This is a genomic window from Ochrobactrum sp. BTU1 (genome assembly GCA_018798825.1).
In the GTDB taxonomy this organism is placed as follows: domain Bacteria; phylum Pseudomonadota; class Alphaproteobacteria; order Rhizobiales; family Rhizobiaceae; genus Brucella.
The window spans coordinates 751,703-776,312 of record CP076356.1; the positions used below are offsets into that span (position 1 = coordinate 751,703).

Genomic DNA, 24,610 nt, shown 5'->3' on the forward strand with positions numbered 1-24,610 from the left:
GAAGCGGATAAAGCGATGACTACAGCCGCCCAGCTTCGATGATCCGCTGCAGAAACGCGCGCGTGCGCTCTTGTTGCGGGTCCCCGAATATTTCTTCCGCCGAACCTTCCTCATGCACTTTGCCGTCGGCTAAGAAGCAGACTTTTGTTGAAACTTCGCGTGCGAATGCCATCTCGTGTGTTGCAAGAAGCATTGTCATGCCGTCAGCCGCCAGATCACGGACAATATTAAGCACTTCCGAAACAAGCTCGGGATCCAGCGCCGATGTGATCTCATCGAGAAGCAAAACCATCGGACCCATCGCCATCGCTCGGACAATTGCAACGCGTTGTTGCTGCCCGCCAGAGAGACGATCAGGGTATTCCTTCGCTTTGTGGTCGAGCCCGATACGCTTCAAAAAAGCTATTGCTCTGGCCTCTGCTTCCGCGCGATCAACTCCCAGAACCTTGATTGGTGCCAGTGTGACATTCTCAAGCACCGTCATATGCGGAAACAGATTGTAGCTCTGGAAAACAATACCAACGTCCCGCCTCAGAGTATTGACATCAACACCGGGTCCGGTGATGCGGTCGCCGTATATACGGATTTCACCAGACTGTATCTCCTCCAGTCCGTTGATTGTTCTCAGCAAGGTCGACTTACCACAACCGGATGCTCCAATCAGGCAGACAACCTGGTGCTCTTCGACCTTCAAACTGAGGCCATCGAATACCTTGTGGTGGCCATATTGCTTGTGAATATCGCGGATTTCAATCATTGCCATTATAAGCAAGCCCTCAATTGCTGCTCGCACGCATGCGGCGCTGGTCACGTTCCATCAACTTGTCCACAAGACGTGCCTGAGGAATAGTGATCAGGATAAACAGGAATGCGACGCCTGATACCGGCGACAGGTTGAAGTAATTGCTGGTGAGAATCTTCGCTTGGTTGAAAGCATCAACTGCTCCAATCACATTCACCAGTGCAGTGTCTTTCTGCAGACCGATAAAACCGTTCAAAAGTGGTGGAATAATTCGACGCACCGCCTGCGGAACGATTACGTATCGCAACGTCTGAAAATATGTCAGACCGAGTGAGCGTGCAGCGGACATCTGACTGCTGTGGATACTCTCAATACCTGCACGATAGATTTCCGCCGTATACGCACCATGTGTCAGGGTCAAGGCGATAATGGCGAAGGTTTCCTGTGAAAGGTCCTTTACCCAGGGGAGCCCCGTCAAGGAAAGTCCAAAGCCAATCAGATAGATATTGATGATTGCTGGCAACCCACGAAACACGTCGGTGTAGATTGTCGCCATCATACGGATTGGGCGCCACGCTTTACCCGGCATCAGACGCGCCACCGCAACAATCAGTCCCCAAATAAGGACGAAGATTTCCGCGACGACGAAAATATAGATATTGACCCAGAACGCGTTGCCGACGAGTCCGAACGTGCTTCCAATCAACGGCAGCAGAAAGAAGGTGCGCCCAACGGCGAGATCGTTTGCAATGACAAATTGCACAAGGAGCATCACAGTTACGACAGCAGTGGCCGCACCTAACGCGTAGTAGGCACTCTCTCGAGATGACGCATTGGCCACCCTTGCATCGACCAAGTTCTCCGATGCAACTGCAGCTCGCGCAACGCGCAATTTGATCAGGCTGTTGATCCCTGGAAACAGAAGCAGCAATACAACAAGAGCGCAGACGAGGAGCATTGTATTAACAATTTGTCCATCGATCTCCAGCGCCGCAGCAGCAGCCTTAACGTCAAACAGTGTTTTCCAGGTAAAGGCGATGACGAGGACGCTGACACCCAACGCGGTCGCCACCCAACCGGCAACTTCCTTGGGCGGCGTGCCGGCACTCCAGCGGCGCTTGCCACTGAGAAGGCCAGAGCTCTGGCCCCCTTCGCTATCCATAATGAAGGACATCAGCTCAAACCTCGCACGATTACATCTTGATGTATGGGATCGAAGCCGGATCCGCACCCAGCACCGGAGTGAGATATTTCGCAGAGAGCGACTTCACCGTCCCGTCATCGATCAACGACTTGATTATTTCGTTGATCTTCTCGGCATTTTTGGAGCCCTTTGGGTAGAGGCCGCCATAGGTTTCACCCGTAGAAAACTGACCCGGCACTTCAAGCGCGCCATTCGAGCGCTTCGCCCAACCGAGCACGACAGCGGTATCATTGCCCACAGCATCGACTTGACCCGCTCTCAAAGCCGTAACAGTACTGGCCACGTCCTGATACACCTTGACCTCTGCCGGCTTTAACTTACTGGAAACGAAGTCTGCTGCTGTTGTAGACTGCTGCACCGCAACGCGCATCTTTTTGATCGAATCCGGGTCGACTACCGTGCCCTTTTTCACCAGAAGGCCGAAATCCGAGTGAAAGTAAGGGGTGGAGAAATCGACAACTTTCTTTCTTGGCTCGGTAACTGATATTTGCGAAAGTGCTACGTCGAAATCCTTGGTTCTTCCTGCGACGAGGGCATCCCATGCAACGTTCACGATCTTCACGCGATTAAGTCCCGCACGATGCGCAATGTTCGCTCCAAGACAATATTCATACCCATCTTTAATCTGGTCAGGGGTATCGCCATTGTTCCAGCCCGGATTGGAAGGAAGATTGACTTGCACTGTAAGTTCACCGGCGTTGACCGGCGTGAAAGGCATTGAGCCCTTTTCACCCGTCACTTCACATTCCCCCATCATCTCACCGGCCACTACTGACGGCGCAGCGGCTAAGAGAAGGAAGGTCGCGAAAGAAACACCACGCCCGATTGTTCTCAAACTATCAAAATTTTGTTTCATTATGCATTCCCTCCATTTGCATTATTTTGATTTGAAGATGCCCCGGGAGCGGCACCGAAAGTGTCGGCATTTGGTATAGTTTTGATAAGCCAACTATCGCGGACTGGCCGCACGCCATCAAAGCGTGAGCCCGATACGCATTTTCCCGATTTTTGCCGCAGCAAGTCAGTCGCCCCGGATTGCCGGATGCGCAGTTCCGCAGGATCTTTCATCTTTTTTGTTCCTCCATGCTATTCTATATTATAGAACAGCATTCTGAATTTATGCTCGAGCGGCCTTTCCTGTCAAGATACGCCTAAAAAATTCATTGCCTCGCTCACCGAGTCATCCGCAAAGTCCGCTTTGCTAGAATGTAGATTTGTGACGATGTAAAAAACGAAAACTGCATGCGAGGGGAAGGTCGGTAAAGTTTAAGTCTGAACAGAGCCTTACGGATTTGCATCGAAGGCATTTATGAAGACCAGTCGGCACCAATCTGTTAACGGTCAGAGAATTCAATGAGGCGTGAAGTGATGCGCTCCCCCGTTGGCGAGAGTACTAACTGTAATATGATCCAATGCTCTTTGGATTATGGGGTTTGATTTTCTAAGAATAAAGGCGGCGCGCGCAAGAACTCTCGTTTCGCGTCCCGATTTAGGTTTGCTTCAGGGATATCCTCGACGACATTCCACTTTACCTCTGTTTTTTCTTGCAGACTGGTCTTTTTTGTATCCAAGAGGCTGCGCGCCGATGAGGATGAACCTGGTCAGCCTTCCGTTGATTTTAAAAGCCGCGGCGTACAGTTTCTCATCACGATGTGATGGCGTCACGACGGATTGCTCAGTGTCAACTGCGAACACGTCCAAAGCTCGTGGATAGGTCTGCACGACGTTTAGCAACTCGCTGGTCGAAAATGCCTGCGCCGAAGGTCTCTTAACCTTGACACTCTTACTCCTTGCATCACAATAGCGTTGCCAGCATATCAACCCGACGTCCGTGGGCAACCTCCGCGAAATCGGTACTAAAAAACTGCTTCAGGCAATCGCGCGCCAACCAAGTTCCGGTCATTTGTGCCCCTAAGCACAACACGTTAGCGTTGTTGTGCTCCCTCGCAAGGCGAGCGCCGAGCGCATCATGAACCGGCGCAGCTCGGATTTTAGGAAAGCGATTGGCTGCAATACTAATACCGATACCACTTCCACAGACGAGAACCCCCCAAGCTGCACGATTTTCCGTGATTGCCTCTGCAACAGCCTTTGCGTAGCAGGGGTAATCGACGGGCGCGGAACTGTCACAGCCAAAGTTGATGACTTCGTAGCCCATCTCCTCAAGATCTCTCTTTAACACGAACTTCAGATCATGGGCGACGTGATCATTACCCAGCGCCACAATTCTCTTAATCTCCATATCTAGCACTCCCGTCTACGATGATACTCTATAGTTCCCCATCTCAACAAACGGTCACCTTGCCTGCCTTTGAAAGGTTTCGGCGCGCCGTCGACAAAATGCAAAGATAATATATTTATGAAACTCCGTTCTGTATAGCAGAACTTTAGTCCGCGCAAAATGTAGTACATCTGTCGCGGCACTCGACAAAGCGATCCGTTGATAACAAAACAATCTCCGCATGAGCAGCGCGGCTGATTGCGGCCCTCCGAAGCAGCTACACCCGTGACATCGTAACCTTAACTTTGAGGTATTGGCCCCAATGAATTGGCTCACTAAACTTCTTTCGTGGAAGACTGCAACAGCAGATCAGGCGGCTATAAACCGACTTTATTCGCATCTTTTTGCGTCAGTGGAAGAAAAATCTGGCGTTCAACTGTGCCTCGAAACTCTGACCTCGATTGTCGGCTTCAATGCAGGCGGACCGGTTGACCTTCGCTTCGCGCCAAACAAGAAAATCTTTATCTCTTCGGAACTCGCTATGCACGAGCAGCAGCGCCGGAGTTCAGATGGACTGTTTCGTTATGAACTGATGACACAGACCCATTTTGAATAGAACACAGTTCAAACGCTATTAACAGCGATTGGAGCTATGACACTTTCAAATGCTCTAGGGGACCGGCATACTATTGAAGTTTCGGCGGTCACAGACGCGTTTGGCCCTATAGTGGTGAAGCTGAAAATCTACTCGAGAATTCGTTTCCTTTGTCTCGAATATGGCATTTATCAGTTGCTTCCACGTCGGACAAAACAGTCGATATTGCAAAGTGCCCCCGAAATGGCACGGCGGCATTCTCTGCAATCACACTCAAGTGGATAAAATGCCCAGTCTAATCATTCCGCAAGCTGTACGCGCTTTTCGTCACGATGCACCTCATTGCAACTGTTCTATGAAAGGAGATGAAAAGTACTACGGCGGGCCATCAGGGTCCCTGTCATCTTGAACCATACCTGTCGCAAGTTTCGGGATTTTTGTGACAAATTACGGACAGCATTACGGCTCGAACCACCGTTCCGAGCCGTCTCGTTTTGTTAACTACGAATTCATTCGATAGAGTATTAGCCTTAATGCTGCGCATGTAGGTCATTAATGGGTGACGCCATTGAAATCCTAAGCGCGGAGACTTCACATGCGACGATGTTTTCTCAATGCTCTGCTGATAGCTGTCATCACAGGCTTCGCCTTCCATAGTGGTGTGACACTTACGTACGCTCAGTCGACTCCAAAAGCTCAATTGGGAGCGGGGCGCGCGTACGAGATCATCGATAGCGAAGTCTGGGATGTGCCCGATCCGGTTTCCGGTCGCGGTTACCAAGTCTTTGTCGCCTTACCACCGTCCTATGTGAAGGAGCCAAAGCGGCGTTACCCCGTGCTTTACGTCACCGATGCTGACTACGCTTTTCCGATCATCCGACAGATCGGCCGCCGTCTGAATGTCGAAGGTCCCCGAATTGAGGAATTCATTCTTGTCGGTTTGTCTTATGGAAAAGGTGAGGATGGCAAGATTAGCCGGCAGCGCGACTACACCCCCACCTCGAACGGCCCAAGGAGCGCACCAGCAGGTGCGATCCATGGACAGGGACGAGCCTATCAGCGATATTTGGGCGATCAGGTGAAGCCATTTATTGCCGCCCGCTATCGGACCGATTCCGCCAGATCCTTCTTCCTTGGCCACTCCTACGGCGCTTTACTTGGCACACAGATACTGTTTACCGAGCCTGACTTGTTTAGCGGCTATATTCTGGGTAGCCCCTCTCTATGGTACGACAAGCGCCACACTTTCGAGCTCGAAACTGCCTACGCCAATCGAAACAAGGACTTGCACGCAAAGGTCTATCTTTATGTTGGCGCCTATGAGGCACAACGCAAAGGCGACCTGCGCTACAACCAAACGGTAGATATGGTCGCCGACAACCGAGCTTTAGAAGTGGCGTTGCAGAGCCGAAAGTATCCGAACCTTCAATTGAAGTCTGCGGTCTTGGACGACGAGGATCACCTTACCGTTGCGCCGCGTGGCTTCACGCAGGGCTTAGAGTACCTTCTGAGAGTGCGCTGACACCGGTATCCGGGGCAAACTCGATGGCAGGTATGAGCCTCGCCAGTGCCTCGGATCCTAATTGCTAAGTGCTGACTGCCTTTCACTTAGGGGACGGGTTATCCGGATGATATTTTCAACCCTTATGTGTCATGCGTTGATAGCCTTCTCAACAAAGTTGATAAAGTTTCATTAGGACTCACATCAGACTGAATGCACTCGGTACCATCGGTCCGTAAAGTGGACTTCCGGGCACTGCTTGGGCTGTAGCCGAAATGCTGGGTGAAGGCCCGGGTGAAGTTCGCGGCTGTTTCAAAGCCAAGCCACTGGGCAATATCGGAAACTTTCCGGTTCCCAGAGAGATCAGCAAGCATTTCGTGCGCCGCAAGCAATCGCTTCTGACGAATATAGTTGAGTACTCCTCCGGAACTTTCAAATAATTGATAGAGGTGGGTACGAGAAATTGCGAGTTCTTTGCTCAGAACATCGGGATTTAAGTCACGAGACATGAGGTTCTTCTGGATAAAGCGTCTCGCCTTGGTCATCAGACCCATCGAAGCGACGTGCTCAGTCGCATTACCGTCTCTCACCAATGGAGCAATAGCACCGAATACGATCTGCCTTATTGCATCCCGCAACTCGGGCAAATCCCCACTTGTTATCTGACTTAGCCCCAACTGAAGACTGGAGATGAAATCGATCAGAAGATTGGCCCGATAGCCTCCAATTGAGGCGTTGTTGCTGGCCTCGGGCATTCCCCCGAGTCCTGCAAAATGGTCGACTGGAATAATCAGCATCACGGCTTCGGTCGCGAGCGCCCGGCCACGAAATGGATAGCCAAGTGAACGGATGTTGATCATGCCTGGCTCGTTTTCAGCAACGCGTCCATCCACTTCTGTCCAAGTGCGCCCGCTACGCAAAAAGCTGATATGCCAGTGATCGATCGGGCTGAATCGAACCTGCTCTGGCGTGCGCTCATAGCTGAACGGTGGCACATTTTGTTCTATAAGCAACATACCATGAAGATCCCAGACTTTCTGCAATACAAGAAAGCCATCACGCGCATTAACGCCATCGGGCATACGCACATCATAAAGAGCCGCGATATGTTTTTTCCAGGCAGAAAACTGCTCTGTGGCTCCCAGTGAATTAGTGGAAAATATCAGTGGGGCCAGAATATTAGTGCTGCGACTACTTTCGCCGAGCGGCGTAAGTTGTACTCGCGCAGACTGGCGCCGCTCAACAAATTCAGGCTTAAGATCGCTCACAGCCTTGTCGCTTGGGGTCGTCATGGCAACTCCTCAAACCAATTCTCAGGTCCAAGGTAAGCGGAACGCCACCCAAGTCCCTCCAAGGATATTAGCACTTGAACATGTAAAATCAAAGCATCTGGAACTCTCCAGTCTATTCCTGGTTAATCCGTGCAGATGATCATGGCATCCATCGATGCCGCTATCGCATGAGCGTCGAAAATACTGCACTTAAGGTGATAGCTTGGCGAGCATGGCCAGCGTTCAACGAGGTTTCTGCCACCTAAGAAATTTCATAAGAGGTGCCGGAATGTATTTGAGGAAATGACCTGGATGTATCGGATTTAATGAAAATTGTCATGAATATCCGGCAGGAGTTTTAACTCGTATCCGATAGTAAGCACGGTAATAACAACCGGAGGCAATCGTATGAACAATGTATTTGCATATACTGCGCGCCGCGAAACCTTGAAATGCGCTGCCGCTATTATCGTTGGACTTTTCGCTTCATTGTGCCTGACGGCAGGCGCCGAAGCCAAGGATGCCGGCAAGCAGAAAAGCGAAACGATTTCCGTTTACCTCGTCAAGTACATGGTGAATAGCCAGGCACGATACAACAAGCCCGCATCGGCCAAGGCCATCAAGGTTTCCGCCACGCAATATGCAGCCGGTACGCTCTATGTGTGCACGCCGAGCGGCTTCGGGCAGAAATCCCGCTGCTTCATCCGCGACTAGACCGCGTATCGGTCTGATTCAATCAGATCGGTGCTCCAAATTTGTTTAGAACCGCGCATCCCGAAAACTCTCGTAAGTTTCTCGGGATGCGCTCCATGGCGCACTGGCTCGCAAAAACTCCATACAGATGAGCGGGCCGACATGCGTTCCTGGCGATCATCTCGCGTTGGCTTTCATGATCGCCAACCCCATACTGACACGGTCGCCTCGCAATAGCTTGGCGGCCTCATCGGTCGAGCGTGGCGGATTATTGCGGAAGACATACCAGATACCACCCAGTGAGCGCTTCTGATAGATGACGCCATCTTTCTGGCGATGGAGGAAACAGGTCGTATCGCTGCCGCCGCCCATCTTGTTGACCCAATAGGCCTGCAGGCAGAGCTTGCCGCGATTGGTAGCGTACCAGCGCCCCTGCCCGTTAGACCACGCTCTGCCTTTCTGCGACCAGGCGATGAAACGATGTCCGTCGGCAGAGAAATAGCCGCCGCCATCCTTCCATTTCCATGATTTACCAGAATAAAGCGCCTCAAGCGCTTCGGCTGATAGCGGTGCAGCCGCCGCAGCCTTGACGGCGATCGAGTCCTCAGTTTTCTGTTTCGGCGCCGCATCGGCAGCGCCTGCCAGAAGAAGCACGGACAGCGCCGCACCTACGGTTCTCAAACGGATCGAAAACATTGTCGTATTCCTGTTCAGACGTTAAGAATTTCCAGCAAAAGTGCGAAGCGATTTTGCGTGAGATAAATGCGACGAAACAAATACTTAGAGCGGTTCCAGCGACACTGTTTTAACTGGAACCGGTCCAGAGCATGACCTGATCAAGACGCACTTGCGCCTCTGGATCAATCAAGCGGATGGTTCGCAACCCGCCAGTCAGGCCGCCCAACACCCCGTGGCCACGGATAGACTTCACGGTCATTGAAGTAGACGGTCGCAGTCAGTTCCGGAAATTCAGGTTGCGGTTTGTTGGTCTCCTGCGCCCATGCTCGGACATAGGCGTCGCTTCCTTCATAGCCAAGTTCGGCGATGACAATCGGCTTCTTGAAGCCTACTACCCGGTCGTATCCCGGTTTTGTCCGCTCAACGAATGTGGACGCATGCCCCAGTTCCAGCATATCGTAAGGTTCATAGCCGAACACCGACAAGCCGATCACATCGACATAGCCATCGCCCGGATAATAGGTCTCAAGCCCCGCATCTCCCTTCGGGGACCACATATATTTGGCGTTCGGCAAGGACTTGCGGCAGACATTGACCGCATGCTGATAGGCGCGGACATAGCTCTGTGCCGACCAGTAAGACCACGTGAACTGACCCGTTTTGTCATCCATTTCCTGTGCCCAGCGAATAGTGACAGGGCTCTTCAGCTTCGACGCAGCGGAGCAGACGGCAGCCATGTTTGTATCGTAATGCCCTCGCACGATCCCGTTCAGGAGAGCGTCCGGTGCAACTCGCCAGTCGCGGGCCCATGACCAGGGCTCGACGGTTATCAGCAATTCACGGCCCCGTGCCTGCGCGTAAGCATCAGCGGTCGACAGACTCGTCAGGTCCACATCTTCCCACGGAAGGAACAGATGTTCGATGCGAGAATTGGGATCGTTGGTGAAATCCCCGCTCGGATCATAGGCCCCGAACGTGATGGATTGCGGTGTTATCACCGGGCGTTTGTCGTGGAACATGTTGCGGGTGTCGACATTGGCACCCGAAACGCCGCTCGCAGCGTAAACAGCGGTTGAAAGCAGCCCACCGCAAAGAATGGCCGTTGTTATTTTATATGATGTTTTCATCGCCGCCTCCTTTATTGTACGGGCGATAGGCCAACGGGCAGCACCAGATTCAGCGCTTCCGTTTTTGGCGTTATTGTTTCGATGGGGAGGAGCTTATGCGCCTCATCATCCTTGTTTTCACCAGCTTGTCGGAAGACGTACCAGACACCGTTCGGCTCGCGTTTTTGATAGATCGTCCCATCGGCGATGCGGTGGGAGAAACAGGTCTTGTTCGAAAAAACTCCCTGATCCAGATGCCACTTCGCATCGAAACACATCTGACCAGACCAGGTGATCCGCCAGCGTCCTTCCGCCCAGGCCTTGCCTTTCTCGCCATCAACACGGGCGGTGAAACGACGGTTCTGGCTTTCCATCCGGCCAGCTCCGTCAACCCACTGCCAGTTCTTGTCACGATAGAGTAGGTAAAGCTCGGCAGGAGTCATCACACGGGCGCCGTCGGGCAAACCATTTGACGGAACTGTCGCCGCTCCAGCCGGTCCGCTTAGCCCCGCAAGCAGGACAACCAGCGGCAGAACGCATCTGCGCCGATCAGCGTTCCGACCAGATCGGTACCGTTGGTCTTCATACATCACATGTTTCATTTGAACCTCCCACGACCTTAAGGTTGCGCGCACCCGCCAAGGGTGCTTGCGCTTGACGGATGCGCGCGTGCGGCAGAACGTTTGTTGGTCTTGCTTCCTGCCGCTGTTGAATGGGACGGCCGATTGTCGAAATCCGGAAGCCCAGATTCCTGGCAATCGCCGGTGAAAAAACATTGCGCAGATCGACGAGTACAGCGTCCCGCATGACCTGTTTCATCCGAACGAGATCGAGTTTGCGGACACTGTCCCATTCGGTCACGACCACCGCTGCATCGACAGTGCTCAGGCACTCGTAGGGATCGTCGTAAAACTCGACGTCCCTGAGAAGACTGCGTGAATTCTCCATTCCGGCGGGATCGTAGGCCCGGATGCTGGCACCGAAGCGCTGCAAGGTTTCGATGAGCGGGATGGACGGTGCGTCGCGCATATCATCTGTATCGGGTTTGAACGTGAGGCCGAGGACGGCAATCGTTCGGCCTTCGACACTGCCGCCGAGCGCATCCAGAACCTTCAGCGCCATGCGACGCTTGCGCGCTTCATTGACGGTGACCGTTTCCTCGACGAGTCGCAGGGCAACCCCGTGATCCTGGGCAGTTCGCAACAGCGCAACCGTATCCTTTGGAAAACAGGAGCCACCATACCCCGGCCCAGCATTGAGAAAACTGGTACCGATACGCTTGTCCAGCCCCATGCCGAGCGCCAGCTCGGTGACATCGCTGCCGACTTCCTCACACAGATCCGCCAGTTCGTTGATGAAGGTGATCTTGGTTGCGAGAAAAGCATTGGCCGCATATTTGATCAGTTCCGATGTCCGGCGCTGCGTAATTACAATTGGCGTCTTTGCTGCCTCGAGTGGCGGAGCATAAAGGGCGACGAGTACCGAACGTGCACGTTCATCTTCCACACCGATGACGACGCGATCAGGCTCGAGGAAATCGCGGATCGCGACACCCTCGCGCAGGAACTCCGGATTGGACGCAACGGAGAATGTGCCGGACCTTCGAACCGAGCCTATGATCTTCTGCACCACATCGCCTGTGCCGACCGGAACGGTGGACTTGATCACGACGACGCTGTGGTCGTCGATCAGCGGCGCAAGCGCGCGAGCGGCCATATAGACGAAGGACAGATCGGCGTCGCCTTGGCCCGCCCGTGCTGGTGTGCCAACGGCAATGAAGACAAGCTCCGCACCCTTGACGGCTTCCTCCAGATTGGTGGTGAAGTTCAGCCGACCAAAGGCAAAATTGCGTTCCACCAGTTCGTCCAGCCCAGGTTCGTAGATCGGCACGATGCCGCGCTCCAGCCCGACAATCTTCTGGGCGTCCTTGTCGACGCAGACGACCTCGTGTCCCCATGCCGCGAAGCACGTGCCACTCACCAATCCGACATATCCCGTACCAATGACAGCGATCTTCATAATCGTCGCGCCTTTCCTGCTAGTCCGTTCCGCTAGCGGTATTCGTGCGCCAGCGTGGATTGAAAATTGTCCTGTGGACGTCACGTCCGCCTACGCCGGCACCGGCAACCGAGAAGCGGTCGTCAAATACCGTGAAGCTTTTCGTGCCCCAACTCAGTGCCTCAATGCCGTCGCGTCCGCGCTCGACAGTAGTAAACCCAGTCAGCGCGACCAGCGCCGTAAAACTGCAAGCCATTGCTGGCCGATAGAAGCGGCTCGTCATCCGCACGTGATTTTCGCGTGTGTGCTGGATCACGATCATCGTCATCAAGAACAGGTAGAAGCACGCATTGATGATGGCGAAGACGAAGAAGCCGCGTGTCTGATCGGCAGCACTGAAGAAGAGGACGGGCATAATGGACAGGCCGGAGATCATCGCATAGGGAGCGATCACCCGTAGTGGCACAGGATCGACCTCGGATGAGCCTTTCGGCGTGACGCGAAAATCAACAAAGGAACCGGTCAGCCAGTCACGGAAAGCTGCGAAGGTTCCAGCCAGAACCCAGGGCCACCGCGCAAGCAGGAACAGCATCGCCTCCCAGCTGAAAATCCTGCCGTCGACCGGGCGAAAGGTCTTACTCGAACGCCACCAGAATGCCAGCGCCAAAATCACGAGCGATTGCGGCATGAAGTGCGTCAGGAAGGCAGGATAGGTAACGCTGACGAAATTATCGCCATAAGCCAGAATGGCTATCGGCAGAATGAATGTCAGCGCCAGGAAGAACGCGTAGAGAGGATACCAGAGTTGCGAGAATAGGAACTGGATCTTCAGACGCAGGGGCAACCGACCGATCAGCTTCGGCGTATATTGTAGCAGGATCATCACAAGACTGCGCGACCACTGGAATTCCTGCGTCACAAGATCGGCAAAGGTGCGCGGACCGTCGCCATGGGCAATGGCATCCAGCGCATGAACACCCCGCCAGCCATGCGCATTCATGAACAGGGTCGTGGAATGATCCTCAGCGAGTTCCGGTCCAAGACCGCCGATTTCCTTCAATGCCGCCGTGCGTACCGCATAATGAGAGCCGATGCAGACCGGGGCAAAGCCGCCATTGTAACCGGCCTGCAGCGAGCCATGCATACTGGCTTCCACATAGAGACGCCCCCGGGCCGACCAGCTTTCATTCGCATTGCGATCACAGATGCTCGGTGCGGAAACATAACCCACAGCGGGATCGGCGAAGGGCCGCAGCACGTTGAAGAGATAACCCGGTTCTGGCACATGGTCGGCATCGAGCTGCGAGACGAAATCATAGCGCTCATAACCATAATGATCGTAGAAGAAGGCGAGATTGCCCTCCTTGCAGCGGGTACGGCGCGGCCAGGTCTGCCGATGATAGTCAGCACGGCCCTTGCGCGTGGAAACGAACACGCCGTGCTCCCGACACCAGGCAAGCGTCGAGGGTGAAGGATCCTCGTCGGCAAGCCATGTATCGTGCGGCACATCTTGCGCCAGCATTGCGCGCAATGTTTCAGCCACCACCTCGAAAGGTTCTGACGGAGCCTTGGTGACGACCATGGCGACGCGGCTTCCGGCGGGGATGCGAAGCGGGCCGGTCGGGCGCGCTGCATGGAAGAAAACAGTGATGAAATAAAGCGGCAGGATCGTGATCCAGGCCAAGAGTGCCGTTACCAGAATGGAGCCGACCAGATGATTGTGCTTTGCACTGATGAACCACCATTGCCAGAAATAGCTGATAGCGAGAGCCCACAGGATGATGCCCACCACATATTCCACCCGTTTGCGGCCGGTGAAGATGGGTGCCAGCAATGGTTCCCTTTCGCCATTTTCGCCGTCAATGGCCGGATGAAATTCGCGCCTTGTCATGTCCGAATCTCCAGACCAAAGAAGGGCGCAGCTGTGCGGATGATGGTGTCGAGATCGGAATGGAGCGTGCGAAAGCCAAGCTTTGCAGCCGCTGCAGCCGGGTCGGCATAAAGAGCCGGCGGATCACCAGCCCGGCGTGCGCGCATTTCGACAGGCACCTTGCGTCCGGTGAGCCGGTGTATCGCATCAACGATTTCCTTGATAGATGTCCCACGTCCGGTTCCCAGATTAAGGACCAGATTGCCGCCGCCATTCAGAAGATGCTCGACCGCAAGCACATGGGCCCGTGCCAGATCTTCCACGTGAATATAATCGCGAATGCAGGTGCCATCCGACGTTTCATAATCGTCGCCATAGACTTCCAGACAATCTGCCATGCCCGCCGCAGCCAGCATGGCGCGCGGGATCAGGTGGGTTTCAGGAACGTGCATTTCTCCCAGCTCACCGTCCAGATCGGCGCCGCAAGCATTGAAGTAGCGCAACGCCGCATAGGACATGCCATAGGCTGCTGAATAGTCGGCCAGCATATGTTCCGCGATCAGCTTTGTCCGACCATAGGGATTGATTGGATTCTGCACTTCTCTTTCGCGGATTGGCAGCACATCCGGAATGCCATAAGTGGCGCAGCTCGACGAGAAAATGACAGGGCGCCCGCCTGTCAGGCGACTGACTTCCAGAACGGACTGGATCCCGCCGACATTATTGCGATAATATTTCGCGGGGTCCGTGACTGATTCACCCACATAGGCCGAGGCCGCAAAGTGGATGATTGCTACCGGCTCAAAGGTCCTGACGGCAGCGATAAGCTGTTCCTGCGAAAGCGTATCACCCTCGACAAACTCGCCCCAGCGCACGGAAGACCGGTGACCCGTCGACAGGTTGTCATAGACGACCGGCGAGAATCCGCTCTTGTGCAGAAGTTTGGCGGTATGGCTGCCAATGAAGCCAGCGCCACCGGTGACCAGTATGTTCCACGGGGTCATTTCGCCACCTCGAAAAGCTCGCCCGATGGTCTGACCAACTGGCGTTCAAAATAGGCGACCGTCTGCTTCAGTCCTTCGACCAGTGCAATCTGTGGTTCCCAGCCAAGCTCACGTTTAGCGAGTGTAATGTCGGGGCACCGCTGGCGCGGATCATCAGTGGGCAGTGGGCGATAGACGATGCGCGAGGATGAGTTTGTCAGCGCAATGATCTGCTCGGCCAGCTCACGCACGGTGAACTCCCCCGGATTGCCGAGATTGACGGGCTTCTGAATCGGGCTGTTCATCAACCGGCTAAATCCTTCGATCAGGTCATCGACATAGCAAAAGGAACGGGTCTGCGAGCCGTCGCCATAGATGGTGATGTCTTCGCGCTTGAGGGCCTGAACGATGAAGTTCGACACGACACGGCCATCATCGGGTCGCATGCGCGGGCCATAGGTGTTGAAGATGCGCACGATGCGGATGTCGACGCCATACTGCTTGTGAAAATCGTAGAACAGTGTTTCGGCCGAGCGCTTGCCTTCGTCATAGCAGGACCGGGGGCCGAACGAGTTCACATTGCCCCAATAGGCTTCCGGTTGTGGATGTGTTTGGGGGTCGCCATACACTTCCGACGTGGAAGCCTGAAAAATCCGTGCCTGATAATGCGCTGCAAGCTCGAGCAGATTGAGCGAGCCGATGACGCTCGTCTTCATTGTATGTACCGGATCGGCTTGATATTGCGGCGGCGATGCGGGGCATGCGAGATTATAAATCTCGTCCACCGGCAGATCGATCGGGTTTACAATATCGTGCCGCACGAAGCTGAACGTGTCGTATCGCAGGAGATTGCGCAGGTTCTCAAGCCGCCCCGTCGAAAAATTATCGACGCAGATGACAAAATTTCCTTCGTTCAGTAGGCGCTCGCAAAGATGAGAACCGAGAAATCCTGCACCGCCTGCTACAAGAATCCGCCGTGTTGAGATACGCTCTGCAGATATACCCGATGATCTGAAATTTATATTCACGAGATCCTCCAACACTACTCGTTGCGGGCGCCCTTTGTTGAAAAAGAACAGAATTTCCCTCTGCGGATTCGAGTTGAACCGCACTAAATTGCGCTTGTTGAATGCTTTAACTGATGATTGAAAGTAGCCGCGTTGAAGGCCAGTGTCGTTATCTTAGAATCCTAAAACTTATCCGGGCGTCCATTTTTGAGGTTCTTATAAGCTAACCCGAAGTATGTTCGGACCAACCAAAACGGCGTCTCCTATTGGCCTAAATCGTTGGATTTTGGCGCAAGCCGCTTTTGTTGGGATCTGTTGCAAACTTTTTGTCAACGCATGGTCTGATAGGATTCTGACTTTTAAAGATCTGATTATTTTTGATGTTTAAAGGCCGTCATTTCGATAAATCCGTCATTCTGCTGTGCGTTCGAGGGTACCTTGCTTACAATCTCAGGCTTGGTGATCTGAAGGAGATAATGGCAGAACATGGTGTTGAGGTGGACCATCCAAACTGCATCGCTGGGATCTTAAGAGAGTCCAAAACTGCTTGAACAGTTCAACCGATAGAAGCGCCAGGTCACACGTAAATGGAACCTTGATGGACGTAAATTAAGATCAAGGCGAGCGGCTCTACCTGTATCGTGCGATCGGTAGCTATGGCGATACGGTTGAGTTCTATTTCAGCTAAAACCTTAATTTAATCGCTGCCAAGCGGTTTCTGTGCAAGTCTCTGGCCCGCCACGGCAGGCCGGGGCGAGTGGGGGTGGCGTCTTCGCTTCCGTAAGGGATGTGGTCGAAAAAAACTATCCATTGGTCGTGCGCGTATCGGCAACGGATTTCGCCGATGGCGGTTTGACACCACTCCAAGCTGCAGCTCACCTCAAGCCGCTTATCCCATTTTGACTTGCGGCCGTCGGTGTGTCGTCAGGAGGGCTGTTGCATCGCACCTCATTCGACAATGGTCCCGAGTTTCAGGTGCCATTCGCAACCGAGATACGGCGGGAACTCGATATTCCGGATATCACCGTCGGGCTGATACGCGACGCCGAAAGAGCCGAAGCCATCTTACAGTCGAAGCAAGCAGATTTCATTGCGTTCGGGCGCCCTTTGTTTGAACGTCCTGACTACGTAATGACTTTCGGCGGAAACTGGACATCGCAATGCTGCGCCAGTCCGTGCCTAACGATGCGTCATCCTCCGGCGCTTTGTCCGGCGTACTTCCGCGTTCGCCTTAACGGCTCATCGCTGCGACAGCGACTTACCAGCGTGCAATGCAGCCGCTTTTGTAACGAGGGCAGGTTTGTTGCCATGTCATTGTTTTAGAGTAGGGTCCATGGAGACTTCCCTTAGTTATTTTGCAGGGATCGGCTCTTTTTAGTTTCGTCTGACAATGTCCGCCCCTGACAATTCTTTTCACTATTGTTCGCTGAAAACAGAAGAGCAAACCATCCATGACGTCTGTATTGATTAAGCGTTTGCCCGCGATGTTGAAATGAGACATCATTCCGCTAGCAGGGAAGTTCTTGCTTGGAGGGGACAATATGAAGTCTAGAATGGGCATTCTCATGCCGGCAGCTGCAATTTGCTCTGCCATACTGATAACTGGTTGTGTAAGTAAACCTCGTCTATCAGACAATCAGTTACTGCTTGATTATCATTTTGGTTCAAGAGAATTTAGCAGCGAAGAACAGGATCGGCTTAAGGGCATACTGGCAAGAAAAGCTCAAGAGCGGCAAAACTCGGCGTCGACAAGTACTCAGACAAGCAGGGTATCTGTAGCGACCGCATCGTCTTCGGATTTCCCGCCCGTTCCACCCGATAATCGTGCTGACTGTGAAGGGGCGACGAATACGCCTTTCATCCGCTGGATACAAAGTGTTCAAGCTAAGGCAAGCTCGGGTGGTGCGTGCTTAAATTCTAGAGGTGCTGAACTAATTAATCGTGAAGCAGCCAAGCGCTCGCGTTATTGCGCACAAATACTGAGTGGCACAGCGAGAGCGCAGTCACAGCAACAAGCGATTGAGCATGACAGAGTTGCAGATCAGGCGAAATCATCAGCTTCTGCGACTTGCGGCTAATGTGCCGAGTTCATCACATGAAGAAGACGCCGCAGATGAAAACAATTCATCTGCGGCGTCTTCTTTTACTCCGGGCCAGGTAATGGCCGTTGTGATCGGGTAGATCACTGTAACGATCGCTGTTGCGCACGATATCTCGATAAGCGGTCGAGCAATGACGATCCATCAATCGGCAACGTAACCGACAGGGACTTTAAGCGGCTTTAGCCCAAATGGCCTGCGACGTTCGGCCAGTGGGATCTGCTTTTCGATGTGATCCTTTCCGTTTTCATTCGTTTGAAAGCAAAGCTTCTGAAGGTTCAATACAGCTCGGATGCCATCGTCATCGCTGCGGCGAAACCGTTGATAATTATGCTGATGGTTGAAGCTTGACCGGCACCCTCCCGCTTGACAGTGACAAAAAGCTGATACCGTAATGAAGGCCGTCCTCTATCAGGGGCAGATTGAGCGCGGAGAGGTCCAGGCGATTCTTGGTACTAGTGATCGCACCGCGCGGCGCGTTACGTCCGTGCTTCTCGAAATAGGTGCTCTGTCCTCCACATCAACGCGCGCGGCGCTCAAACTAGCGTTTCCAGCCAAGTACGCGGGACGGTGGATGCCGGGGCTGTTTCCCGATCAGGATTAATGAGATGCATGGCCGTCACCGGGTCGAAGAACGACCCGCTCCGAATTAATTTATTGAACCAGCGGGGAGAAACTCAGTATTTTCGCCGGTAATGCACCAGCTTGGCGCGCAAAATCAGTTTCCGTAAGCAACCGCTTTCGCGACAGCCTTTCGAGCGCAACGATGATCTGACCCCACAATCTGTTGATTTTTATTCTATCGTTGAGAGTTAGCGAATGGAAAGAACAGAGTTTCTCCATGGAGCCTCAAATGGTGTTTCTCTCAACGAATGGTAGCCATTGAGCGCGGGTTCGATAGCTGCGGCACGACCGCTCTGATTTTATACTCATCAAGCAAATAACTGCCAAGTGTGGCAGGTTCGACCTATGTTGAATGCCGCCACCCCTCCCAATGATATTGCTGAATTAAGGCCCTTCTGATTGTAGCCAAGCGTTATGGCAAGAGGCCGATGCTATATTCAACGTCACGGATTTCCTATCACAGAGAGCAGCACAGGCTATACTATAGGAATAGCCAACATTACATGTTTACGTAAACCGGTCCTTCGCCGCCTTGTGGCGGAACCCAGTTGATGTTCTGGTTCGGGTCCTTGATATCGCAAGTTTTGCAATGCACGCAATTCTGCGCGTTGATCACAAAGCGAACATCCTTGGCCTGCGGATCAGCCGCGGAATTGCCGTCAGCATCCACCCATTCATAAACGCCTGCAGGGCAGTAGCGCGTCGATGGACCTGCAAAGACATCATGCTCTGATGTCTGCTGCAGCTTCATGTCAGCTACCTGCAGATGCACAGGCTCGTTTTCGTCATGGTTGGTGTTCGAAAGAAACACTGACGAAAGACGATCAAAGGTCAGCACACCATCCGGCTTCGGATAATCGATCTTCTTGTGCTTTGCTGCTGGCTCAAGGCTTTGCGCATCGTTCTTCCCATGCTTCAGCGTACCAAAGAATGAGAAGCCAAACAGCTGATTGGTCCACATATCAAGACCACCGAGAGCAACACCCATAACCGTTCCGAGCTTCGACCAGAGCGGCTTCACATTGCGGACCTTCTTGAGATCCTTGCCGATAGCGCTGTTACGCCAGCTGTTTTCGATTTCAATCGGCTCATCATTGGCACGACCAGCGGCCAATGCTTCCGCAATCTTGTCGGCGGCAAGAATGCCCGACAGAACTGCGTTATGACTGCCCTTGATGCGGGGAACGTTGACGAAGCCAGCCGAACAGCCGATCAGCGCACCACCCGGGAAGGACAGTTTTGGCACTGACTGGAAACCACCTTCGGTAATCGCGCGCGCGCCATAAGAAAGGCGTTTGCCACCCTCGAATGTATCGCGGATCGCCGGATGCGTCTTGAACCGCTGGAACTCTTCAAACGGCGACAGATAAGGGTTCTTGTAGTTGAGATGCAGTACGAAGCCGACTGCAACCATATTGTCTTCAAGATGGTAGAGGAACGAGCCACCGCCGGTCTTCATATCAAGCGGCCAGCCAAATGAATGCTGTACCAGACCCGGCTTATGCTTGGATGGATCGACCTGCCAGAGTTCCTTGAGGCCGATACCAAACTTGGCTGGTTCACGACCCTCATCAAGCTTGAACCTCGCGATCAGTTCCTTTGCCAACGAGCCGCGTGCGCCTTCACCGATCAGAACATATTTGCCAAGCAGCGCCATGCCGCGCGTGTAATTTGGACCGTGCGAGCCATCACGCTCGACACCCATATCACCAGTAGCAACACCGATTACAGCGCCTTCATCATTATAAAGCACTTCGGTGGCAGCAAAGCCCGGGTAGATTTCAACACCTAGCTCTTCTGCTTTCGTGCCAAGCCAGCGGCAGACATTGCCGAGTGACACGATGTAATTGCCGTGATTGTTCATCAGCGGTGGCATGGCGAAATTTGGCAGACGCACCGAACCCGCAGGACCAAGCAGCAGGAAATGGTCGGCGGTCACAGGGGTCTTGAACGGATGCCCCTCTTCCTCACGCCAGCCTGGCAGAAGCTGATCGATACCACTTGGATCAACGACGGCGCCCGACAGGATATGCGCGCCAACTTCCCCGCCCTTTTCAAGAACGACGACTGAAAGCTCCGGATTGATTTGTTTGAACCGAATAGCCGCAGCAAGGCCAGCAGGGCCTGCGCCGACAATCACAACATCAAATTCCATGCTTTCGCGTTCGGGAAGCTCGTTATCTGCGAACATTTAGAGCGCTTTTTGCAGCTCTGGCAGGATCGTGAAGAGATCACCAACGAGGCCATAATCAGCCACCTGGAAGATCGGTGCTTCTTCATCCTTGTTGATCGCAACAATCACGCGGCTGTCTTTCATGCCAGCCAGATGCTGGATCGCGCCGGAAATACCGACTGCGATGTAAAGTTCCGGTGCAACCACCTTACCGGTCTGGCCAACCTGCCAGTCGTTTGGTGCATAACCCGCATCAACTGCTGCACGGCTGGCGCCAACGGCAGCACCAAGCTTGTCGGCAACAGGAAGGATCACTTCCTCAAACTTCTCCGACGAACCAAGCGCACGACCGCCCGAGATGATGATCTTGGCAGAAGTCAGTTCCGGACGATCACCACCCGAAAGCTTGTTTTCAACAAAGCTCGACAGTGCCGGATCAGCAGCCGCATTGATGCTTTCAACTAGAGCCGAACCGCCCTCACCCGTTGCCGAGAAAGAAGCCGTACGAACCGTGATGACCTTCTTGGCATCGGTCGACTGCACGGTCTGGATCGCATTGCCCGCATAGATCGGACGCTTGAAGGTGTCAGCGGACACAACTTCCATGATTTCCGACAGCTGCATCACATCAAGAAGTGCTGCAACGCGTGGCAGCACGTTCTTGGCCGAAGTGGTGGCTGGTGCAATGATTGTGTCGTAGTTTCCTGCGAGTTCAACGATGGCTGCAGCCAATGGCTCGGCCAGACGGTTTTCCAGCGCATCGCTTTCAGCCAACAGGACCTTGCGAACGCCAGAAAGCTTGGCAGCTGCATCGGCGGCTGCTTTCGCGCCCTTGCCAGCAACCAGAATATCGACATCGCCACCGATCTGGGCAGCTGCTGTCAGTGCCTTTGCAGTCTGATCGGAAAGGCTTGCATTGTCGTGTTCGGCAATAAGAAGAATAGCCATGTGTTTGTTCCTTCCGATCTCTTACAATACGCCGTCGGCTTTAAGCTTCTCAACCAGCTCGGAAACCGAGCCAACCTTCACGCCAGCCTTACGGCCACCCGGCTCTTCGGTCTTCAGAACCTTGAGGCGCGGCGCAATATCAGCACCGAAATCGGCAGGCGACTTCTCATCAAGCGGCTTCTTCTTGGCCTTCATGATGTTTGGCAGCGATGCATAGCGCGGCTGGTTCAAACGAAGATCAACTGTGACAATGGCTGGAAGCTTCACATCAATGGTCTGCAGACCGCCATCGACTTCGCGCGTTACCTTGGCCGAACCGTCAGCAAGCTCCACCTTCGAGGCGAATGTTGCCTGGCTCCAGTTGAGCAGTGCCGAAAGCATCTGGCCGGTCTGGTTGCTATCGTCGTCAATCGCCTGCTTGCCGAGGAACACGAGGTCCGGCTGTTCAGCATCGACCACGCCCTTCAGAACCTTGGCAACACCAAGCGGCTCGACGGTTTCGTCAGTCTTCACCAGAATTGCCCGGTCAGCACCCATGGCAAGTGCGGTGCGCAACGTTTCCTGCGCCTGTGCCGGACCCACCGAAACCACGACGATTTCCGTGACCTTGCCTGCTTCCTTCAAACGGATCGCTTCTTCAACCGCGATCTCGTCAAAAGGGTTCATCGACATCTTGACGTTCGCAAGCTCAACGCCTGAACCATCACCCTTAACACGGATCTTTACGTTGTAATCTACAACCCGCTTTACTGCGACAAGGACACGTTTCATTTTACAGTTACCTTAGACTTTAATCGGCTGTCGTTCGCTGCAAACACAGCTTAGCCCAAATGCTTTCCCAAACGTCGCTCTGTTGATGCAACCAACCAACCAAATGGAATGGTAACAGCCAGATAAAATGCGCCGGCAAGGAGAAGGACATCAAGGTAAAGATAAGTTGCAGCACCAATTCGATAGGCTCTGGCTAGCAATTCAGGAACAGAGATCGTGAAGGCCAACGCACTTGCCTGGAAAATAAGGATAGCAAAGCCCATCAAAGCGGGGACAGCAAACAGGACCCCTTGTGGAACAACAACGAAACGCATGATATCGCTCTGCGTCATTCCCAATGCCTGTCCTGCTTCTATCTCTTTCTTGGGGACAGCGTTAAGTCCGGCACGCAAAATTTCACTGGTATAGGCTGCAGTAGTTAGAGCTAATGCCAGGGCAGCAGCAATAAAGGCTGACGTATTTACACCCACAGATGGCAGGCCGTAATATACCATTTGCAAGACGATGAGTGCTGGTGCACCACGGCCAATTTCAACAAGACCCACTGCGAGATATCGTAATGACGTGGTCTTCGTCATCGACAACAAAGCAAGGGCGAGGCCAAGGGGAAGGCCCAGTAACAAAGCAAGGCCAGTTAGGCGCAAACTAACGAGAAGGCCGGTAAAGAGCTGTGGCGCCCAGTCGATTATGTTCGTGAGGGTCTCAGACATTATGACAGTCTCCGGCGCAATTTGTCATCCATAACACGCGAGAAAACCGCGACAGGTACTGACAACAAGATATAGAGGACGGCTGCAAACAAAAACGGTGCAAAGCCACCAGACTGCGCCTGTGCGGCCTGTGATGTGTACATCATAATATCGCGGACGCCGATCGTCGAAGCAACGGTACTATCTTTAAGCAAGCCAACAAAAAAAGTCGCCATAGGTGGAATGGATACCCGTAAGACCTGAGGGGCAGTAATGAACCTTAGGATATCAGTTTTCGGCATTCCAAGTGCCGTTGCAGCTTCAGACTGACCCGGATGAAGAGCCATAAACCCACCTCGGTATATTTCCGCGAGGTAAGCGGCGGAAACCAGACCAAGCCCAATAATGCCCGCCTGTAGTGACGTCAGCCGAATGAGTCCGGTTCCAAGTCCGAAGAAGATGATGAACAGCCACACGACTGGAGGTATGCCACGCGCAATGTCAATGAAACATCGCGCCAGAATGCGTGGAAGGGAAAGCTGTGACTTCCGCATTAAAACGAGCGGCACACCGAGGATTGCACCGATTGCAAATCCCCCTGCCGTCAAAGCGAGTGTTGCAGGCACGCCTCTAAGAAGATTGAACAAGAGATCCATCATCAGTGACGGTCCACTATAGCGCGAAAAAACTTCTGCGTGCGCGGAGAAGCAGGATTGCGAATAACCTCTGCTGGAATGCCTTCCTCAAGTATCTGGCCATCCGCCATCACAATGAGACGGTCGGCCACTTCGGCAGCAAATGCAATCTCGTGAGTGACAACGATCATGGTCATGCCATCCTGAGCCAGCTCTCGCATAACTGCTAGCACTTCCAGACCAAGTTCAGGATCGAGTGCAGAGGTCGGCTCATCAAAAAGCATCACATCCGGATCAAGTGCGAGCGCCCGAGCGATTGCAATTCGCTGCTGCTGACCACCCGACAGGCGGGCTGGATAGGAATCTGCTTTATCGCCCAGATGAACCCGTTCCAGCAGTTGCATCGTACGTTTATCCGCTTCCTGTTGGCTACGACCCAAAACGCGCATTTGCGGAAGAGAAATATTTCTGCGAACCGTCATATGAGGAAACAGATTAAAAGACTGGAAAACCATTCCCGTTGATCGCCTCAGTCGCAAAAGCTGCGCATTTTCAAGCGCCTTATCCAGACTGAATGTAAATGACCCAACTTGCAGCGATCCTGAAACAGGCTGTTCCAGCATATTAATCGTTCGAAGGAATGTGCTTTTGCCAGCGCCGCTTGGACCCACAATTGCAACAACCTCACCTTTTTTAATATCAAGCGTGACGTTCTTAACCGCGTGGTATTTTCCGTAGTGAACGTTGATGTCTTTAAGCCGGACTATAAAATTTGCTTCTTGCATCTCTGTACCCGTGTTTG

23 protein-coding genes are annotated in these 24,610 nt (G+C 53.3%); 5 read left to right on the plus strand and 18 right to left on the minus strand.

Annotated features, from left to right (window positions below):
* Positions 1–19: 19 nt before the first annotated feature.
* From KMS41_22525 to rpiB, 4 genes are all read right to left on the minus strand, one after another.
* Positions 20–763: an amino acid ABC transporter ATP-binding protein gene (locus tag KMS41_22525; protein QWK80510.1), complete on the minus strand. Its 744-nt coding sequence runs from the start codon at positions 761–763 to the stop codon at positions 20–22.
* Positions 764–776: 13 nt separating this feature from the next.
* Complete coding sequence (locus tag KMS41_22530; GenBank protein ID QWK81182.1) at positions 777–1,700, minus strand: ABC transporter permease subunit; 924 nt, start codon at positions 1,698–1,700, stop codon at positions 777–779.
* Between the two features lie 235 nt (positions 1,701–1,935).
* A complete protein-coding gene (locus KMS41_22535) occupies positions 1,936–2,802 on the minus strand; it encodes an ABC transporter substrate-binding protein (GenBank protein ID QWK80511.1) in 867 nt (288 codons plus the stop codon).
* 939 nt (positions 2,803–3,741) lie between these two features.
* Positions 3,742–4,188, minus strand: a complete 447-nt coding sequence (gene rpiB / locus KMS41_22540) for a ribose 5-phosphate isomerase B (GenBank protein ID QWK80512.1) — start codon at positions 4,186–4,188, stop codon at positions 3,742–3,744.
* Between the two features lie 301 nt (positions 4,189–4,489).
* On the opposite strand from rpiB, the gene KMS41_22545 reads away from it, so the two are divergent.
* The gene (locus KMS41_22545; GenBank protein ID QWK80513.1) at positions 4,490–4,783 is read left to right on the plus strand and encodes a hypothetical protein; all 294 of its coding nucleotides are present in this window, start codon (positions 4,490–4,492) and stop codon (positions 4,781–4,783) included.
* Between the two features lie 727 nt (positions 4,784–5,510).
* Positions 5,511–6,284 (plus strand): alpha/beta hydrolase, encoded by a 774-nt coding sequence (locus tag KMS41_22550; GenBank protein QWK81183.1) that lies wholly within the window; start codon positions 5,511–5,513, stop codon positions 6,282–6,284.
* Positions 6,285–6,406: 122 nt separating this feature from the next.
* On the opposite strand, the gene KMS41_22555 is transcribed toward KMS41_22550, so the two are convergent.
* Positions 6,407–7,555: an AraC family transcriptional regulator gene (locus KMS41_22555; protein QWK80514.1), complete on the minus strand. Its 1,149-nt coding sequence runs from the start codon at positions 7,553–7,555 to the stop codon at positions 6,407–6,409.
* Positions 7,556–7,942: 387 nt separating this feature from the next.
* On the opposite strand from KMS41_22555, the gene KMS41_22560 reads away from it, so the two are divergent.
* Positions 7,943–8,248, plus strand: coding sequence for a hypothetical protein (locus KMS41_22560; GenBank protein ID QWK80515.1), 306 nt, complete (start codon positions 7,943–7,945; stop codon positions 8,246–8,248).
* Between the two features lie 156 nt (positions 8,249–8,404).
* Here KMS41_22560 and KMS41_22565 read toward each other — a convergent pair whose 3' ends face one another.
* The 7 genes from KMS41_22565 to KMS41_22595 form a co-directional block, all read right to left on the minus strand.
* Positions 8,405–8,923 (minus strand): DUF995 domain-containing protein, encoded by a 519-nt coding sequence (locus KMS41_22565; GenBank protein ID QWK80516.1) that lies wholly within the window; start codon positions 8,921–8,923, stop codon positions 8,405–8,407.
* Positions 8,924–9,087: 164 nt separating this feature from the next.
* Positions 9,088–10,032: a glycoside hydrolase family 26 protein gene (locus tag KMS41_22570; protein QWK80517.1), complete on the minus strand. Its 945-nt coding sequence runs from the start codon at positions 10,030–10,032 to the stop codon at positions 9,088–9,090.
* Between the two features lie 11 nt (positions 10,033–10,043).
* Positions 10,044–10,613, minus strand: a complete 570-nt coding sequence (locus KMS41_22575; GenBank protein QWK80518.1) for a DUF995 domain-containing protein — start codon at positions 10,611–10,613, stop codon at positions 10,044–10,046.
* Positions 10,594–12,030, minus strand: a complete 1,437-nt coding sequence (locus KMS41_22580) for a UDP-glucose/GDP-mannose dehydrogenase family protein (GenBank protein QWK80519.1) — start codon at positions 12,028–12,030, stop codon at positions 10,594–10,596. Before KMS41_22580 ends, KMS41_22575 begins: the two co-directional genes overlap by 20 nt.
* 19 nt (positions 12,031–12,049) lie before the next feature.
* On the minus strand, positions 12,050–13,873 hold the full coding sequence (locus KMS41_22585; protein QWK81184.1) for a glycosyltransferase: 1,824 nt from the start codon (positions 13,871–13,873) through the stop codon (positions 12,050–12,052).
* Between the two features lie 23 nt (positions 13,874–13,896).
* Entirely contained in the window at positions 13,897–14,883 is a 987-nt protein-coding gene (gene galE / locus KMS41_22590; GenBank protein ID QWK80520.1) for a UDP-glucose 4-epimerase GalE, read from the minus strand.
* Positions 14,880–15,890 (minus strand): SDR family oxidoreductase, encoded by a 1,011-nt coding sequence (locus KMS41_22595; protein QWK80521.1) that lies wholly within the window; start codon positions 15,888–15,890, stop codon positions 14,880–14,882. The genes galE and KMS41_22595 overlap by 4 nt, the downstream gene beginning before the upstream one ends.
* Positions 15,891–16,805: 915 nt before the next feature.
* Here KMS41_22595 and KMS41_22600 point away from each other — a divergent pair.
* On the plus strand, positions 16,806–17,192 hold the full coding sequence (locus KMS41_22600) for a hypothetical protein (protein QWK80522.1): 387 nt from the start codon (positions 16,806–16,808) through the stop codon (positions 17,190–17,192).
* A gap of 1,170 nt (positions 17,193–18,362) precedes the next feature.
* Complete coding sequence (locus KMS41_22605) at positions 18,363–18,572, plus strand: hypothetical protein (protein QWK80523.1); 210 nt, start codon at positions 18,363–18,365, stop codon at positions 18,570–18,572.
* A 519-nt stretch (positions 18,573–19,091) separates the two neighbouring features.
* Here KMS41_22605 and KMS41_22610 read toward each other — a convergent pair.
* From KMS41_22610 to KMS41_22635, 6 genes are read right to left on the minus strand one after another with little or no spacing between them, the layout of a single operon-like run.
* The gene (locus tag KMS41_22610) at positions 19,092–20,783 is read right to left on the minus strand and encodes an electron transfer flavoprotein-ubiquinone oxidoreductase (protein ID QWK80524.1); all 1,692 of its coding nucleotides are present in this window, start codon (positions 20,781–20,783) and stop codon (positions 19,092–19,094) included.
* Positions 20,784–21,713 carry an electron transfer flavoprotein subunit alpha/FixB family protein gene (locus KMS41_22615; protein QWK80525.1) on the minus strand — a complete coding sequence of 310 codons (930 nt, stop codon included), beginning with the start codon at positions 21,711–21,713 and terminating at the stop codon, positions 20,784–20,786. It abuts the gene before it with no gap.
* A gap of 21 nt (positions 21,714–21,734) precedes the next feature.
* Complete coding sequence (locus KMS41_22620) at positions 21,735–22,484, minus strand: electron transfer flavoprotein subunit beta/FixA family protein (protein QWK80526.1); 750 nt, start codon at positions 22,482–22,484, stop codon at positions 21,735–21,737.
* Positions 22,485–22,534: 50 nt separating this feature from the next.
* Complete coding sequence (locus tag KMS41_22625; GenBank protein ID QWK80527.1) at positions 22,535–23,194, minus strand: ABC transporter permease subunit; 660 nt, start codon at positions 23,192–23,194, stop codon at positions 22,535–22,537.
* Complete coding sequence (locus KMS41_22630) at positions 23,194–23,832, minus strand: amino acid ABC transporter permease (protein QWK80528.1); 639 nt, start codon at positions 23,830–23,832, stop codon at positions 23,194–23,196. The genes KMS41_22625 and KMS41_22630 overlap by 1 nt, the downstream gene beginning before the upstream one ends.
* Positions 23,832–24,575 carry an amino acid ABC transporter ATP-binding protein gene (locus KMS41_22635; protein ID QWK81185.1) on the minus strand — a complete coding sequence of 248 codons (744 nt, stop codon included), beginning with the start codon at positions 24,573–24,575 and terminating at the stop codon, positions 23,832–23,834. The genes KMS41_22630 and KMS41_22635 overlap by 1 nt, the downstream gene beginning before the upstream one ends.
* Between the last annotated feature and the right edge of the window lie 35 nt (positions 24,576–24,610).

What these genes read in the sequence shown, in the direction of transcription:
- KMS41_22525 (QWK80510.1), bottom strand. Translation starts at nt 763, where the DNA reads ATGGCAATGATTGAAATCCGCGATATTCACAAGCAATATGGCCACCAC.
- KMS41_22530 (QWK81182.1), bottom strand. Translation starts at nt 1,700, where the DNA reads ATGCTCCTCGTCTGCGCTCTTGTTGTATTGCTGCTTCTGTTTCCAGGG.
- KMS41_22535 (QWK80511.1), bottom strand. Translation starts at nt 2,802, where the DNA reads ATGAAACAAAATTTTGATAGTTTGAGAACAATCGGGCGTGGTGTTTCT.
- rpiB (QWK80512.1), bottom strand. Translation starts at nt 4,188, where the DNA reads ATGGAGATTAAGAGAATTGTGGCGCTGGGTAATGATCACGTCGCCCAT.
- KMS41_22545 (QWK80513.1), top strand. Translation starts at nt 4,490, where the DNA reads ATGAATTGGCTCACTAAACTTCTTTCGTGGAAGACTGCAACAGCAGAT.
- KMS41_22555 (QWK80514.1), bottom strand. Translation starts at nt 7,555, where the DNA reads ATGACGACCCCAAGCGACAAGGCTGTGAGCGATCTTAAGCCTGAATTT.
- KMS41_22560 (QWK80515.1), top strand. Translation starts at nt 7,943, where the DNA reads ATGAACAATGTATTTGCATATACTGCGCGCCGCGAAACCTTGAAATGC.
- KMS41_22565 (QWK80516.1), bottom strand. Translation starts at nt 8,923, where the DNA reads ATGTTTTCGATCCGTTTGAGAACCGTAGGTGCGGCGCTGTCCGTGCTT.
- KMS41_22570 (QWK80517.1), bottom strand. Translation starts at nt 10,032, where the DNA reads ATGAAAACATCATATAAAATAACAACGGCCATTCTTTGCGGTGGGCTG.
- KMS41_22575 (QWK80518.1), bottom strand. Translation starts at nt 10,613, where the DNA reads ATGAAACATGTGATGTATGAAGACCAACGGTACCGATCTGGTCGGAAC.
- KMS41_22580 (QWK80519.1), bottom strand. Translation starts at nt 12,030, where the DNA reads ATGAAGATCGCTGTCATTGGTACGGGATATGTCGGATTGGTGAGTGGC.
- galE (QWK80520.1), bottom strand. Translation starts at nt 14,883, where the DNA reads ATGACCCCGTGGAACATACTGGTCACCGGTGGCGCTGGCTTCATTGGC.
- KMS41_22605 (QWK80523.1), top strand. Translation starts at nt 18,363, where the DNA reads ATGAAGGCCGTCCTCTATCAGGGGCAGATTGAGCGCGGAGAGGTCCAG.
- KMS41_22610 (QWK80524.1), bottom strand. Translation starts at nt 20,783, where the DNA reads ATGTTCGCAGATAACGAGCTTCCCGAACGCGAAAGCATGGAATTTGAT.
- KMS41_22615 (QWK80525.1), bottom strand. Translation starts at nt 21,713, where the DNA reads ATGGCTATTCTTCTTATTGCCGAACACGACAATGCAAGCCTTTCCGAT.
- KMS41_22620 (QWK80526.1), bottom strand. Translation starts at nt 22,484, where the DNA reads ATGAAACGTGTCCTTGTCGCAGTAAAGCGGGTTGTAGATTACAACGTA.
- KMS41_22625 (QWK80527.1), bottom strand. Translation starts at nt 23,194, where the DNA reads ATGTCTGAGACCCTCACGAACATAATCGACTGGGCGCCACAGCTCTTT.
- KMS41_22630 (QWK80528.1), bottom strand. Translation starts at nt 23,832, where the DNA reads ATGATGGATCTCTTGTTCAATCTTCTTAGAGGCGTGCCTGCAACACTC.